This is a genomic window from Uliginosibacterium sp. sgz301328, assembly GCF_041807905.1.
Taxonomy (GTDB): domain Bacteria; phylum Pseudomonadota; class Gammaproteobacteria; order Burkholderiales; family Rhodocyclaceae; genus JBGVSA01.
In genome coordinates this window covers 1,529-15,102 of sequence record NZ_JBGVSA010000046.1, presented here as the reverse complement: position 1 = coordinate 15,102, position 13,574 = coordinate 1,529, and the positions used below count along the sequence as shown (strand labels likewise).

Sequence of the window (13,574 nt, the reverse complement as noted above, 5' to 3'; positions counted from 1 at the left end):
AACAAGAAAGTGACTCGGCCGCCGGGACGAACTCCCGGCCGTCGGGCGTGGGCAATCGAGACCACACTCGATGGGCCGAAGCCCCAGCAAGAAAGGGCTTTTCAGGGAAGCCGCCACGCCGGAGCGTAAGTCCCGTTTGGGGAAACTTCCGGCGTGGAAATTAGCAGTCAAGACCAAGCCCGAAGAGCCAAAGCTACAGGCAAGAAAGGGCGTTTCAACGCCCACGCCAAGCGAAACCGCCATCAAACCGGCAAACCAAGCTCCCGCAATTCAACCCGCAAAGCCTCCGGATTGCGGAAATGAATCCCCTTCATCCCCTGCGCCCGCGCCGCTTCCACATTGGCGATGCTGTCATCGATGAATACTGCCCGCGTCGGTTCGATGCCGTAGCGCTCGAACAGCACCTGATAGATCTCGGGCTCCGGCTTGATCATCATCTCGTCGCCCGAGACGACGATGCCCTCGAACTCGGCGAGGAACGGAAACCGCACGCGAGCGCGAGGGAAGGTCTCTCCCGACCAGTTGGTCAGCGCGAAAACATGGAGCCCCTTTGCCTTGAGCTCCCGCATCAGCGCCACGGAACCCTCGATGGCTTCGCCGATCGTCTCGTTCCAGCGGTCGTAGTACGCGCGGATGAGCGCTTCGTGCTCCGGGTGCTGGGCCACGTGTTCGGCGACGCCCTGTGCGATGGGGCGGCCGCGGTCCTGGTGGGCGTTCCAGGCCGGCGGGCAGATGTCGCGCAGGAAGGCGTCGACGGCTGCTTCGTCCTGCAGCAGCTTGCGGTAGAGCACGCGAGGGTCCCACGGGATCATCACGTTACCGAGATCGAAGACGACGGTATCGATGGCGTTGGCGGTCATTTGGGGGCGTGTCGTGTTGTTGTGAGGCGTTGGGGCAGCGCGGTGTGTTGCCCCGGAAGAACGGCGGATCAGTGTTCGATCTGCCGCCACGCGTCGACAAAGGCGCGGGCGCGCTTGGTCAGTTCATCGACGCTGCGGTCGGGCGAATACAGGGTGCTGTCGATGCCAAAGCCGCTGGCACCCGCGTGCACATGGTCGGCCATGCCGAGCCGCGTGATGCCACCGACCGGGATCAACGGGACCTCCATCGGCAGCACGCTGCGCCATGCGTGGATCACGGGTGGCAGGATGGCTTCGGCCGGGAAGGCCTTGAGCCCGTGGGCGCCGGCGCGCAGCGCCACGAAGGCTTCGGTGGGCGACGAGATGCCCGGCAGCGACCACAGACCGGCCGCCACGGTGGCGCGAATGACTTCAGGGTTGCAGTCCGGCGAGACGATCAGTTGGCAGCCGAGTTCGGCTGCCTGTGCGACTTGTTCCGGTGCGAGCACCGTGCCGGCGCCGAGCAGGACGTCGGCAGGCAGGGTTTTTTTCAGGATCGCCAGGCTTTCCGCGGCGCCGGGCCGGTTGAGCGGTACTTCGATCACGCGGTAGCCGATGTCGTAGAGCAGGGCGCCGGTGGCGGCTGCGTCGGCGGGCGGCAGGCCGCGCAGGATGGCGATCAGGGGAAGCTCGGGAAGCGCTAGATATTGACTCATGCTTGTCCTCTCAGGCGGCGCCTGATGACTGGCGGTGGTTGTCATGGCCGGCCGCGGCGCCACGCGCGAGGATACGCCCTTGGTCGCGCATGGCAAGAAAGAGCTGGCCCTGTATTGATTTCATTCGTGCCGGGCGCGCTCCGGCTTAGGCGAGACCCGCGCCGGCTTCGATCAACGCGCGCGTATAGGGCGATTGCGGCTGACTGACGATGCTGTCGACATCGCCCGCCTCGACCACGGCACTGTCCTTCATCACGATCACCCGGTGCGCCATGGCGCGCACGACGTCGATGTCATGCGTGACGAGCAGATAGGCCAGCCGGTATTTGCGCTGCAGTTCGGCGAGCAGCCGCAGCACTTGTTTCTGGATGGTCACGTCCAGCGCGCTGGTGGGTTCGTCCAGTACGACGACTTCCGGGCGGATGACCAGTGCGCGGGCGATGGCAATGCGCTGGCGCTGGCCGCCGGAAAACTCATGCGGATAGCGTTCGAGCAGTGGTTCGATCTGGCCGTTCTCGGACAGCCCTACGTCGGCGAGTGCCTGGATGATGCGTTGGCGGCGTGCCTCGCGGTCGAGCGACGGTTCGTGAACGCGCAGGCCCTCGCCCACGATGTCTTCGACCGTCATGCGCGGCGAGAGCGAAGAGAGCGGGTCCTGGAACACCACTTGCACGCGCCGGCGCAGCGCGCGCACGTCGGGGCGCGACAGGCCTTTCCAGGCACGGCCGTCGATACGGATGTCACCCTCGGCGCGCACCAGGTCGAGCATGGCCATGGCCAGCGTGGTCTTACCGGAGCCCGACTCACCGATCACGCCGAGCGTCTCACCCGGAGCCAGCCGGAAGCTCACATCGCGGACTGCCGTGAACCGGCCCTTGACGAACCAGCCACGGATGCCGGGCAGACGGGTCGGATAGGTGACGCTGACCGAGCGGGCATCCACCACCGTGCCTTCGCCGGGCCGATCAACGGCGCGCTCCGGGCGGCTGTTGACCAGCTTGCGCGTGTAAGGGTGCTGGGGCGCGTCGAGAATGGTCGTCGTCGCGCCTTGCTCGACGAGCTGTCCGCGCTCCATTACGGCGACGCGGTCAGCAAAGCGCCGCACGAGGTTGAGGTCGTGCGTGATCAGCAGGATCGCCATGCCGGTGGTGCGGCGCAGGTCTTCGAGCAGGTCGAGGATCTGGTAGCGCGTGGTCACATCCAGCGCGGTGGTCGGTTCGTCGGCGATCAGCAATTTGGGACCGCAGGCCAGGGCCATGGCGATCATGGCGCGCTGGCGCTGTCCGCCGGACAACTGATGTGGATAGCTCGCGGCACGGCGCCCTGGCTCGGGCAGGCCGACGCGCGAGAGCGCTTCGATCGCCTTTGCCTGGGCGGCCCCGGCCGAAAGGCCTTCATGCAGTTGCAGTGCTTCAGCGATCTGCGCGCCGACGGTCAGCACCGGGTTCAGGGCAGTCATCGGTTCCTGGAACACCACGGCGATGTCGCTGCCCCGCAGGCTGCGCAACTGGGCTGGGGGCAGGGTCAGCACGTCCTTGTCGTCAAAGCGCACCGAGCCTGACACGCGGGCCGATTCGATCAGGCGGATCAGTGAGAACGCGCTGACCGTCTTGCCCGAGCCCGATTCGCCGACGAGTGCGAGCTTTTCCCCCGCGTCGAGCGAGAACGAAACGCGGCTGACGACTTCGCGCGGGCCGAAGCTGACCGACAGGTCGCGGACTTCGAGGAGGCTCATGACTCCACCTCCGACAAGGCCTTGCGCGGGTCGAGCGCGTCGCGCAGGGCGTCTCCGATCAGCACCAGCAGCAGGAGCGTCACCACCAGCACCATGAAGGTGGAGAGCGAAATCCACCACGCGTCGAGGTTGTTCTTGCCCTGGCTGAGCAGTTCGCCGAGGCTCGGTGTGTCCGGTGGCACTCCCAGTCCAAGGAAGTCGAGACTGGTCAGCGCGCCGATGGCCGCCACCATGTCGAAGGGTAGCAGCGTGATGACGGGGGTGAGGCTGTTGGGCAGTACGTGGCGCCGGATGATCGTCCAGTGGCTCTGGCCTAGCGCGCGGGCGGCGCGAACGTAGTCCAGTCCCCGGTTCTTGAGGAATTCTGCGCGCACGTAGGCGGCAGTGCCCAGCCAGCCGAAGATCGACAGCAGTAGGATCAGCAGCCATAGCTGCGGGGAGAACAGCGCCGACAGGATGATCAGCATGTACAGCGTGGGCATCGAGCCCCATACCTCCGAAAAGCGCTCCATGCCGATGTCGGTCCAGCCGGCGAAATAGCCCTGGATGGAGCCGTACAGGATGCCGAAACCGGTCGTGACCAGCGTGACCACGATGGCGAACAGCACCGACAGGCGAAAGCCATACAGCAGCCGTGCCAGGACGTCGCGCCCGCGATCGTCCGTGCCGAGCCAGTTCTGCGAACTGGGTGGCGCGGGGTTGGGGCTGCGGGTGAAGTAATTGATGGTGTTGTAGCTGTACGGGTTGGGCGGATAGAGCGCGAAGTTGTCGCCCTTGGCTAGTTGTGCGCGGATGAACGGGTCGAGGTAATCAGTCGGCGTGGGGAAATCACCGCCGAAGGTCGTTTCAGGCAGCGTCTGGACGATAGGGAAGTACCAACGCCCCTCGTAACGCGCGAGCAGTGGCTTTTCGTTCGAGAGCACTTCAGCCAGCAGGCTCAGCACGAACAGCACAGTGAAAATGATGAGACTCCAGTAACCGAGCCGGTTGCTGCGGAAACGCAGCCACGCCCGGCGCCCGGGGCTCTGGCCGATCTTGCGGACGATGGCGGTCGGAACGGTCGTCATGAGGGATGGCTATGACGTTTCATTGTCTTCAAGGTTCTAACGATCGAATTTCACTCGCGGATCGACCCACAGGTATGACAGGTCGCGCAGCAGAGTGGTGATCAGGCCGATCAGCGTGAACAGGAACAGGCTGCCCAATACGACCGGGTAATCGCGGCGGATGACGGACTCATACGAGAGCAGGCCGAGCCCGTCGAGCGAGAAAAGGGTTTCGATGAGCAGCGAGCCCGTGAAAAAGGCGCCAATGAAGGCAGCCGGGAATCCGGTCATGATGGGGATCATCGCGTTGCGGAACACGTGTCGCCACATGATGGTGCCTTCATCCAGGCCCTTGGCGCGAGCGGTAAGCACGTATTGCTTGCGGATTTCCTCCAGCACCGAATTCTTGGTGAGGATGGTGATCATAGCGAAGCCGCCCAGGACCATTGCGGTGACGGGCAGCGTGATGTGCCAGAGATAGTCGGTGATCTTGTGCCACAGCGAAAGATCCGCCCAATCTGACGACACCAGTCCGCGAAGCGGAAACCACTGCACGAAGCTGCCGCCGCCGAACAGCACCAGCAGCACCACGCCAAGCACAAAACTGGGGATTGCATAGCCGAGAAGCACCACAATGGTGCTTGCCGTGTCGAAGCGCGATCCCGCTCGCACTGCCTTGTAGATGCCCAAGGGCACCGACACGAGATAGACGAGGAAGAAGGTCCACAGCCCGAGGCTGATCGATACCGGGAGTTTCTCGCGGATGAGCTGCCACACATCCTTGTTGTGATAGAAGCTGGTGCCCAGGTCGAAGCGAGCGAAACGGCCGAGCATCTCAACGAAGCGCTCGTGCGCGGGTTTGTCGAACCCGTAGAGCTTTTTGATTTCTTCGATGCGGGCTGCATCCACGCCCTGGCGACCGCGATAGCCGGCTCCGCCCACCGCTGCGGCTTCACCCCCGCCGCTGCGGCCGCGCAGTTGGTACACCATCTGTTCGACCGGCCCGCCCGGCACGAACTGGATCACCGTAAAGGTGATGAGGATCACGCCGAACAGCGTAGGGATCATCAACAGCAGGCGTTTGAGAATGTAGGCCCACATCGATCATTTCTCCCCGGCGGACAGCGCCCACCATGTGGAAACAACCCAATTCTCGGGCTGGAAATACCTTGGCATGACGGCGGGCTGACCGAACTTGCCGGCGCGATAGGCGATGCGGAATGAACTCTGGTACCAGTGCGGCACGAAGTAATGGCCCCAGCGCAGCACGCGATCCAGCGCACGCAAGTGGGCAACCAGCGCGGGTCGCGTCTTGACGGCCACGGCTTCGCGGAGCAGGGCATCCACCGCCGGGTCGGATACGCCGGCAAGATTGCCGGAGCCTTCCGTCTTGGCCGCTTGCGATGAATAACGATCGATCAATTCGCTGCCGGGTGCCTCGGAGCCTACGGTGCGGATGCTCGTCAGGTCAAAATCGAATACGTCCAGCCGTTTCTGCAGCAGTGCGAAGTCGGCCATGCGGTAGGACGTCTGGATGCCCAGTTTGGTCAATGCTTGCGCGTAGGGGGTGACCACGCGGCTCATGCCGCCTTCGGAATCGAGAAACTCCAGCGTAAAAGCCTGGCCCTTGGCGTTGCGCAGCGCACCGTCACGATATGTCCAGCCTGCATCCGCCAGCAACTGCTTGGCCAACCGGAGATTGCCGCGCAGGCTGTTGGGCGGGTCTGTGTTTGGCGGTAGGGGCACCGGCTTTGTAAAGACTTCGGGTTTGAGTTGCTTGCGCAGCGGTTCGAGCACGGCCAACTCGTCCGGCCCGGGCATGCCCTTGGCTTCGAAGTCACTGTTCGAAAAAAAACCGCGTACGCGTGTGTATGCGCCGTAGAACAACTGACGGTTCATCCATTCGAAATCCATGGCGAGGACGAGCGCCTCCCGCACACGCGGGTCGGCCAGTTGCGGGCGCCGCGTGTTGATGAGAAAACCCTGGAAGTCTCCGGCATTGCCATTGGGCAGTTCGCGCCGGATCAGTTCGCCCGTATCGAACTTGCCGCCGATATAGGTGCGCGCCCATTCGCGTGCGATGAACACCTGGATGTAGTCGAACTCGCCCGCCTTGAAGGCTTCGGTCTGTGCGACGTTGTCTTTGTAGATCTTGTAGGTGATGCGGTCGAAATTGTTCAGGCCGCGCTGCACGTTGAGGTCGCGTGCCCAATAGTCGTCGCGCCGCTGGTAGGTGATCTCGCGGCCGAAGTCTTCGCGACCGATCTTGTACGGACCGCTGGCGATAGGCTTGTCCATCACCACTTTGTCGAAATCCTTGCCCGCCCCCCAATCGCGCGAAAAGATCGACAGGCTGCCAATGATCAACGGCAGTTCAGCGCTCGATCGCGCGAAGTCAAAGCGGATTGTGCGTTCATTCAGCACCACGGCCTGCTTCACGTCGGCCAGCATCATGCGGAACTGCGGAGCCGCCTTGTCGCTTATCAGCGTGTCGAAGGTGTGCTTCACGTCGGCCGCCAGCACCGGCTTGCCATCGGAAAAGCGCGCTTTGGGGTTGAGCCGGAATGTGACCGACGTGTGGTCCGCCGGCACTTCGACGTCTTCGGCCAGCAAACCGTATGCGGTGGTCGGTTCGTCCATGGTGCCGACCAGCAGCGAATCGAACAGAGCGCCGATGCCGGGCGGCGCGGTGCCCTTGAGCGTGAAAGGGTTGTACTTGTCGTAGTTGGTGATGCGCGTGGGCGCGACCAGCGAGATGGCGCCGCCCTTGGGCGCCTTCGGATTGGCCCATTCGAAATGGTCGAATCCGGGGGGGTACTTGATATCGCCGAACTGCGAATAGGCGTGCGCGGCCAGTGCCGGGATGCTCGATGCCACACCCGCGGCAAGGGCCAAGGCACGAAGGAACCGGGGCAGCACTTCGAGAGTCTGTCTGGCAGGCATTGGCGGATTCTGCCAAAAGTCCCCGCCGCGCGGGAGTGTTTTGCACGCGTGACAGCCAAGCGCAATCGCGTGGCGCTTGCCGGACCGTAATCAACACGCCTTATGCTCGCGATTGAGGCATCCCTCGGTGCCGGATCGCGCAGCCGAGGTTAAGATGTACCCCCATGCAAGTGCGCGGCGCGGCGCCCGGCGGGCCAGCGGAGCGGGCCGCGTACCCACACCAGAGAGAGGTCACCATGTCGATCATCGCGGACATCGCCGCGCGCGCAGATGCCCTGACGGCCATCCGGCGCGATATCCATGCCCATCCCGAACTGGCATTTGAAGAACATCGCACGGCCGCGCTCGTGGCCGATGAACTGGAACGCTGCGGCATCGAAACACATCGCGGCGTCGGCCGAACCGGCGTCGTTGGCGTCCTGCGCGGACGCAATCCGGGGCGTTGCATCGGCCTGCGTGCCGACATGGATGCGCTGCCGATCCACGAAATCAACGAATTCGCCCATCGCTCGCGCCATGATGGCTGCATGCACGCCTGCGGGCACGATGGCCACACCACCATGTTGTTGGGTGCGGCCCAATACCTGGCTGCCACGCGCAATTTCGACGGCACCGTCGTGTTTGTCTTCCAGCCGGCCGAGGAGGGAGAGGGAGGCGCCCCGGCGATGATCGAAGACGACTTCTTCGAGCGATTCCCGGTGGACGCCATTTTTGGCATGCATAACTGGCCCGGCATGCCGGCCGGGAGCTTCGGCGTCACGCCCGGTGCGGTGATGGCGGCGACCGACCGCTTCGATATCGTCGTCCGCGGGCGCGGCGCTCACGCCGCCATGCCACATCTGGGCGTCGACCCCGTGCAGGCCGGCGCGCAACTCGTCGTCGCGGCGCAGTCCATCGTCTCACGCACGGTCGATCCGCTCGAAGCCATGGTGGTGTCGATCACCCAGTTCCACGCGGGCGAGGCCTATAACGCCATTCCGACCGAAGCCCATCTTTCCGGCACTCTGCGCACGCTGACTCCGCAACTGCGCATGGCCGCGCGCGAGCGCTTGCGGCAGGTGGCAGACGGCGTTGCGCAATCGTTCGGCGTCACCATCGACGTCACCATCCTTGACGGCTATCCACCGACCATCAACACCGCCGACGAAGCTGCGGTGTGCCGCGAAGCGGCGGAGTCGCTCGTCGGCGCCAGCCAGGTGAGCTGGGCCCATCGACCAAGCATGGGCGCGGAAGACTTCGCTTACTTCCTCGAAAAGCGTCCCGGTTGCTATGTGTGGATCGGCAATGGGCCGGGTGATGGGGGATGCACCCTGCACAACGCGCGGTATGACTTCAATGACGGCATCCTGCCATTGGGGGCCAGTTATTGGGTGAGATTGGTGGAGAGGTTCTTGGCGGTTTGAAAGTTGGGGCGCTGAGACGCCTGCAATAGGGCCCTTTCTGGCGCGCTGTTCTTCGCTGTTCTTGGTTCATCCCCACTGCATGAGCGAGTTGGCCGGGAGTTCGTCCCTGCGGCCCAGCATCAGCAGTAATTGCGACCATTGATGGGCGAAAATCTTACGCAAGATGGGGCCGTTCTTCCCCGTGCCCCGTCACAGCCATTCGTCCGCCGGGACGAACTCCCAGCCATCCAGCATCAGCAGTCGAGACCAAGCCTGCAAAGCCAGAGCCAAAGCCAAAGCAAGAAAAGGCTCAAACCGCACCAACATGCGTTTTCAAGCCGCCGTCCACCCTCCGTCCACATAGAGAATCTCACCCGTGACGAATTGCGATCCAGGTGAGAGCAGGAAGACCGCCGGGCTGACGAGTTCATGCTTCTCGCACAAACGCCCTTTCGGGATGCGGCTCAGCACCCATTCGCGATGCTTCGGATCGGCCATTGATGCGCGATTGATGTCGGTGAGCGTGAAGATCGGTGCGATGGCATTCACGTTGACGTTGTGCGGGGCCAGTTCCACCGCCAGCGATTTTGTGAAGGTATTCACCGCGCCTTTGCTCGCGGCATAGGCGCCATAGTTGGCCTTGCCCTGCAAGCCCCGTACCGACGAGATATTGACGATGCGCCCGCCGCCCTGCGCGACCATGTGCTGGCCGAAGATCTTGCAGCAGATGACCGTTCCCATCAGGTTCACGTCCAGCACGCGCTGGAAGTCATCGAGATCGAAGTCGAACAGGCTGCTGATATGGGTGATGCCCGCCATGTTGACGAGCCCGTCGATGCGGCCGAATGATTCGATGGCGCGTTCGGCCAGGGCGATGACTTCGTCTTCACGCGATACGTCTGCGGGCGCGAAAAGCCCGACCAACCCCCGTTCTGCGAAGACCGCGCGGGTTTCGGCGAGCGATTCGGCCGAGCTTGCCGTGGCGACGACGCGAGCGCCCAGTTCGCCGAGCGCGACGGCGAGTTCCTGGCCAATGCCACGGCTCGCGCCAGTGACGACGATGACCTGGCCCATTACGCCGAAAAGGCTGTCCAGACTGTATTTCATTGAGCGTGTCTCCTCATGAAGCCCGCGAGCGTGGCGGCGGCTCGCGGGAGCGTGTGAGGCTTAGAGTATCGCGTTGATCTTGAGATGGCGCTCCGGCGAATCCGACAGTTCGCGCACGGCCTGCGGAATCTCATCGAAGGCAATCACCTTGCTGATCACGTCGTCGGCCACCACGGTGCCGCTCGACAGCAATTGCAGCGCTTCGCGGAATTCTCCGGCGCTGGTGCGCGAGCCGCGAATGTCGATTTCCTTGAGCGTGATGAGGTTGGTCGGCAGCGGTGTTTCTTGCTTGGGCCAACCGGTGAATGCGATGCGACCGGCGAACGATACATAGTCGAGCGAATCGCGGATGGCCTTGTTGGAACCCGACGCCTCGATGACGACTTCGGCCATGCGCCCGTTCGTGATTTCGCGCAGACGCGCCCGTACGTCTTCCTTGGAAGCGTCGATGGTGTGCTGCACGCCCTTGGCCCGCGCCGAGGCCAATCGCGCCTCGACGATGTCGATGAGGATCGGGTGTGCGCCATAGGTGAGCGCGGCCAGGGCGGCGAGCAGCCCGATTGCGCCAGCGCCAATGATGGCGACATGTTCGCCCGCCTTGGTCTGCGTACGGTGCAACGCGTGTAGCGCGATGGTCAGCGGCTCGGCCAGCGGAATCTGCGATGCGGTGAGTCCTGTCGGCACCTTGTGCAGCAGGTGGGCGGGGTGGGCGAAGAGCTCGCGCATGCCACCGTCGACATGCACGCCGATGACTTTGAGGTTTTCACAGCAGTTGGTGCGACCGATGCTGCACGGGTAGCAGTGCCCGCAGTAGATGTAGGGGTCGACGATCACGCGGTCGCCCACGCTGATGTCCGCGGGCAGCCCGGAGCCGCCTTCGATAAGCGTGCCGACGACTTCGTGGCCGATGATGCGCGGGTAGGTGACGAGCGGATTCGCTCCACGGTAGGCGCCGATGTCCGAGCCGCAGATGCCGACCGATTCGACGCGGATGAGCGCCTGATCGGCAGCCTTCTGCGGCATGGGTGTGCGCACCATGGCGATCTTGCCGGGTGCTTCGAGGTAAATGCTATTGACGGTGTCTGTCATGGTGGGTCCTGTCGCCGGGGCGCTGTGTGATGACGCGCCCCGGCTCTTGTTTACATGGCGCGGATGCGTGCCCACACACCTTCGTCGACGGGGATGCCGTTGCGGAGGTTGTCTTCGCGCGTACGTTTTTCGATTTCGCCGGGATAGAAGATCTCGCTACCCTCGGTGACTTTCTCGGAGGCTTTGATATCGCCGATGACTTCATTAATGGCCGACGAGATGAACGCATTGCCGGCAATGCCTTCGGCATCGATGGCGATGAGCACCTGTGAGAGCGCGTATTCGTCCGAGCCCAGCTTGCCGACCTGGTAGACCGAGTTGCCGCCCGACAGGACGGTGGCGATGAGGTCCATCAGGATCGACAGGCTTGAGCCCTTCCAGTAGCCGATGGGCAGGACGCGCCAGGTCTTTTCGATTTCGGCCGGGTCGCAACTGATGTTGCCCTGGGTGTCGTAGCCACCGGGCACAGGCAGCATCTGCCCCTTGAGCTTGCAGTCTTCCATCTTGCCGTACGAGAACTGCGCCATCGCCAGGTCCGCCACCAGGGGGCCTTCCTTGCGCGGCACGGCGAATATCAGCGGATTGTTGCCGATGCGGCGGTCGCGTGCGCCCCAGGCCGGCATGTTGGGCTGGGTGTTGGTCCAGCAGATGCCGACGCAACCGGCATTGGCAGCCTGCCAGCCAAAGGTGCCGCCACGCATCCAGTGGTTGGTATTGCGCATCGCCACGCAGCCGATGCCATATTCGCGGGCCAGTTCAATGGCGCGGTCCATGGCGCGGCTGGCATTGAGGTTACCCATGCCGAGCTTGCCGTCCCAGCGCTCGAATGCGCCCGAGCCGTCGACCTTGACGGCGCTGGCCTTGGGGTCGATGTAGCCCTTGTCGATGTATTCGATCACGCGCGGAAAGCGCAGCACGCCGTGCGAATAGATGCCGTCGGCGCTGTTCTCGGCGAACAGGCGTGCCGATTCGGCGGCGGCGTCCGCCGCGAACCCCTTCTTGATGAGGACTCGGGTGAACTCGGCGACCATGTCGTCGAAACTGATGCGAAGTGCCATGTGGTTCTCCTTATTTCCATCCGTATTGAGTGTCGAAGCCCCGCTCGCGGCGATATGCCCGCAGGATTTCATCGGTGATGGCGCTGGCTCGCGCCGCGCTGTGTAAATCGCCCGGGCAGCGGCCGCGACCGAGCAACTCATCGACGATGCTCTGCACGAAGGGCTGCTGCACGTGCGCCGGGTCGGCGTAGGTGATTTCGCGCACGTCCGTTTCGGTTTCCAGGCGCAATGGCGTCTGTGCAAAGAAGGCGAATGACAGGCGACCGCGCTCGCCGATGAAGCTCACTTCATCGCGTTCTTCAGCGCAGGCGTAGCACCACGTGCCCGTGCCGTGCACGCCGTTGGCAAAGCGCCACGTGGCGGTGACGATGTCTTCCACCTCGTACAGCCCCGCCTGGTTGGAGGCGATGCCGTGGACTTCGGCGATGGGGCCGCACGCGTAGTCGAGGAAGTCGATGGTGTGAATGCCCATGTCGAGGAACTTGCCGCCGCCGGCGATCTCCGGGCGCAGGCGCCAGGGCAGGGCATCGCGATGGAAGTCCTCGGCCTCGGGCCGCTTGAGTTGCGTGACCGATACGCTGCGAACCGTGCCGATGGCACCTTCGTCGAGCAAGCGCTTGATGGCCTGGAAGCGTTCCATGCCGCGCCGGTAGTAGGCGACGAAGGCGGGTACACGCGCCTGCGAGAAGGCGTCGATGATGGTCATGCAGTCGGCATGCGTCTGCGCCATTGGCTTCTCGATGTATGCGGGCTTGCCAGCCTGCGCGCAGTCGAGCGCGTACTGCATGTGCGAGGCGGGCGGTGTGGCGATGTAGACGATGTCCACCTCGGGATCGGCGATCAGGTCGGCGGCCTTGTCGTGCACCGTGGCAACCCCGTGACGACGCGCCCAGTCATGCGCCTGCGCAAGATCGGCCGCCGTCACAGCAACGAGCGTGGAGCCGTCGGCCTTGTAGAGAGCGGGACCGCTCTTGACCTCGGTGACCGCGCCACAGCCGATCATTCCCCAGCGGACCGGTTTCATGACCGCTGCTCCAGCGCGCGCATGGCGACTTTGATGACAATCTTGCGGATCGCCATGGGCTCTCCGTCGGCCACTGCCGGGCGGTGCACGTCCCACGGGAAGAACACCGCGAAGCTGCCTGGCGTCATGGTCAGGAAATTCTCGTGCGGGCCCGCACTGTCGTAGAAATAGAGGTCGCGCTCGGGCAGCGATTCGACGACCTTGTGGTCATGCGTGTCGGTGGCGAAGCCGATGCGCTCCTTGCCATGGACGAGGCAATGCACGTCGATGTACTCGTGATGGAATTCGGGGCGCGTTTCCGACAGATCGCGCGTTGGTGTGTCGATGACTTGTACGTAGATGTCATCGCCCTGGATCGAGTACTTGCCCGGGGCAAGTGCTGCCAGATCGGTCGTGGCCAGGTAGCGCAGCGCCTTAGCGATGGCGGCGGGGTAGACCTTGTCGGCGTCGGCGACTGAGTCGATATGACCGAAATACATGGTGTGCCTGTCCTCGAAAGCAGTCCGGGTGGCATAGTGGCCGGACCACGGTTGGTCAAAAAAAGGCATCGGTCAAGCCGCTGCCTGCTGCTGCAACTGTGGCAGCGTGTTCATGCGATACGCGGTGGTGAATTCCATGGCGCATCCTCCTGTCGG

Annotated in this window: 12 protein-coding genes; 1 reads left to right on the top strand and 11 read right to left on the bottom strand. The window is 63.6% G+C overall.

Annotated features, from left to right (window positions below):
* Window positions 1–242: 242 nt before the first annotated feature.
* The 6 genes from ACDA63_RS19540 to ACDA63_RS19515 form a co-directional block, all read right to left on the bottom strand.
* Window positions 243–860: an HAD family hydrolase gene (locus tag ACDA63_RS19540; RefSeq protein ID WP_373664976.1), complete on the bottom strand. Its 618-nt coding sequence runs from the start codon at window positions 858–860 to the stop codon at window positions 243–245.
* Between the two features lie 68 nt (window positions 861–928).
* Window positions 929–1,555 (bottom strand): 2-dehydro-3-deoxy-6-phosphogalactonate aldolase, encoded by a 627-nt coding sequence (locus ACDA63_RS19535; protein WP_373664975.1) that lies wholly within the window; start codon window positions 1,553–1,555, stop codon window positions 929–931.
* A gap of 145 nt (window positions 1,556–1,700) precedes the next feature.
* A complete protein-coding gene (locus ACDA63_RS19530; RefSeq protein ID WP_373664974.1) occupies window positions 1,701–3,290 on the bottom strand; it encodes an ABC transporter ATP-binding protein in 1,590 nt (529 codons plus the stop codon).
* Window positions 3,287–4,324: an ABC transporter permease gene (locus ACDA63_RS19525; protein WP_373664977.1), complete on the bottom strand. Its 1,038-nt coding sequence runs from the start codon at window positions 4,322–4,324 to the stop codon at window positions 3,287–3,289. The genes ACDA63_RS19530 and ACDA63_RS19525 overlap by 4 nt, the downstream gene beginning before the upstream one ends.
* Before the next feature lie 69 nt (window positions 4,325–4,393).
* Window positions 4,394–5,437 carry a microcin C ABC transporter permease YejB gene (locus ACDA63_RS19520; RefSeq protein WP_373664973.1) on the bottom strand — a complete coding sequence of 348 codons (1,044 nt, stop codon included), beginning with the start codon at window positions 5,435–5,437 and terminating at the stop codon, window positions 4,394–4,396.
* A gap of 3 nt (window positions 5,438–5,440) precedes the next feature.
* On the bottom strand, window positions 5,441–7,279 hold the full coding sequence (locus tag ACDA63_RS19515) for an extracellular solute-binding protein (RefSeq protein WP_373664972.1): 1,839 nt from the start codon (window positions 7,277–7,279) through the stop codon (window positions 5,441–5,443).
* A gap of 236 nt (window positions 7,280–7,515) precedes the next feature.
* Between ACDA63_RS19515 and ACDA63_RS19510 the strand changes: the two genes are divergently transcribed.
* Window positions 7,516–8,682, top strand: a complete 1,167-nt coding sequence (locus tag ACDA63_RS19510; RefSeq protein WP_373664971.1) for a M20 aminoacylase family protein — start codon at window positions 7,516–7,518, stop codon at window positions 8,680–8,682.
* 312 nt (window positions 8,683–8,994) lie between these two features.
* On the opposite strand, the gene ACDA63_RS19505 is transcribed toward ACDA63_RS19510, so the two are convergent.
* From ACDA63_RS19505 to ACDA63_RS19485, 5 genes are read right to left on the bottom strand one after another with little or no spacing between them, the layout of a single operon-like run.
* Window positions 8,995–9,768 carry an SDR family NAD(P)-dependent oxidoreductase gene (locus tag ACDA63_RS19505; protein ID WP_373664970.1) on the bottom strand — a complete coding sequence of 258 codons (774 nt, stop codon included), beginning with the start codon at window positions 9,766–9,768 and terminating at the stop codon, window positions 8,995–8,997.
* 60 nt (window positions 9,769–9,828) lie between these two features.
* Window positions 9,829–10,857 (bottom strand): zinc-binding dehydrogenase, encoded by a 1,029-nt coding sequence (locus tag ACDA63_RS19500; RefSeq protein WP_373664969.1) that lies wholly within the window; start codon window positions 10,855–10,857, stop codon window positions 9,829–9,831.
* 50 nt (window positions 10,858–10,907) lie between these two features.
* Window positions 10,908–11,915: a 3-dehydro-L-gulonate 2-dehydrogenase gene (gene yiaK, locus ACDA63_RS19495; RefSeq protein WP_373664968.1), complete on the bottom strand. Its 1,008-nt coding sequence runs from the start codon at window positions 11,913–11,915 to the stop codon at window positions 10,908–10,910.
* A 10-nt stretch (window positions 11,916–11,925) separates the two neighbouring features.
* Window positions 11,926–12,939, bottom strand: coding sequence for a Gfo/Idh/MocA family protein (locus ACDA63_RS19490; RefSeq protein WP_373664967.1), 1,014 nt, complete (start codon window positions 12,937–12,939; stop codon window positions 11,926–11,928).
* A complete protein-coding gene (locus tag ACDA63_RS19485; protein WP_373664966.1) occupies window positions 12,936–13,418 on the bottom strand; it encodes a YhcH/YjgK/YiaL family protein in 483 nt (160 codons plus the stop codon). The genes ACDA63_RS19490 and ACDA63_RS19485 overlap by 4 nt, the downstream gene beginning before the upstream one ends.
* Window positions 13,419–13,574: the final 156 nt, after the last annotated feature.

Coding starts and splice junctions, on each gene's coding strand:
- ACDA63_RS19520 (WP_373664973.1), bottom strand. CDS start 5,437: ATGTGGGCCTACATTCTCAAACGCCTGCTGTTGATGATCCCTACGCTG.
- ACDA63_RS19540 (WP_373664976.1), bottom strand. CDS start 860: ATGACCGCCAACGCCATCGATACCGTCGTCTTCGATCTCGGTAACGTG.
- ACDA63_RS19505 (WP_373664970.1), bottom strand. CDS start 9,768: ATGAAATACAGTCTGGACAGCCTTTTCGGCGTAATGGGCCAGGTCATC.
- yiaK (WP_373664968.1), bottom strand. CDS start 11,915: ATGGCACTTCGCATCAGTTTCGACGACATGGTCGCCGAGTTCACCCGA.
- ACDA63_RS19490 (WP_373664967.1), bottom strand. CDS start 12,939: ATGAAACCGGTCCGCTGGGGAATGATCGGCTGTGGCGCGGTCACCGAG.
- ACDA63_RS19510 (WP_373664971.1), top strand. CDS start 7,516: ATGTCGATCATCGCGGACATCGCCGCGCGCGCAGATGCCCTGACGGCC.
- ACDA63_RS19500 (WP_373664969.1), bottom strand. CDS start 10,857: ATGACAGACACCGTCAATAGCATTTACCTCGAAGCACCCGGCAAGATC.
- ACDA63_RS19485 (WP_373664966.1), bottom strand. CDS start 13,418: ATGTATTTCGGTCATATCGACTCAGTCGCCGACGCCGACAAGGTCTAC.
- ACDA63_RS19530 (WP_373664974.1), bottom strand. CDS start 3,290: ATGAGCCTCCTCGAAGTCCGCGACCTGTCGGTCAGCTTCGGCCCGCGC.
- ACDA63_RS19515 (WP_373664972.1), bottom strand. CDS start 7,279: ATGCCTGCCAGACAGACTCTCGAAGTGCTGCCCCGGTTCCTTCGTGCC.
- ACDA63_RS19535 (WP_373664975.1), bottom strand. CDS start 1,555: ATGAGTCAATATCTAGCGCTTCCCGAGCTTCCCCTGATCGCCATCCTG.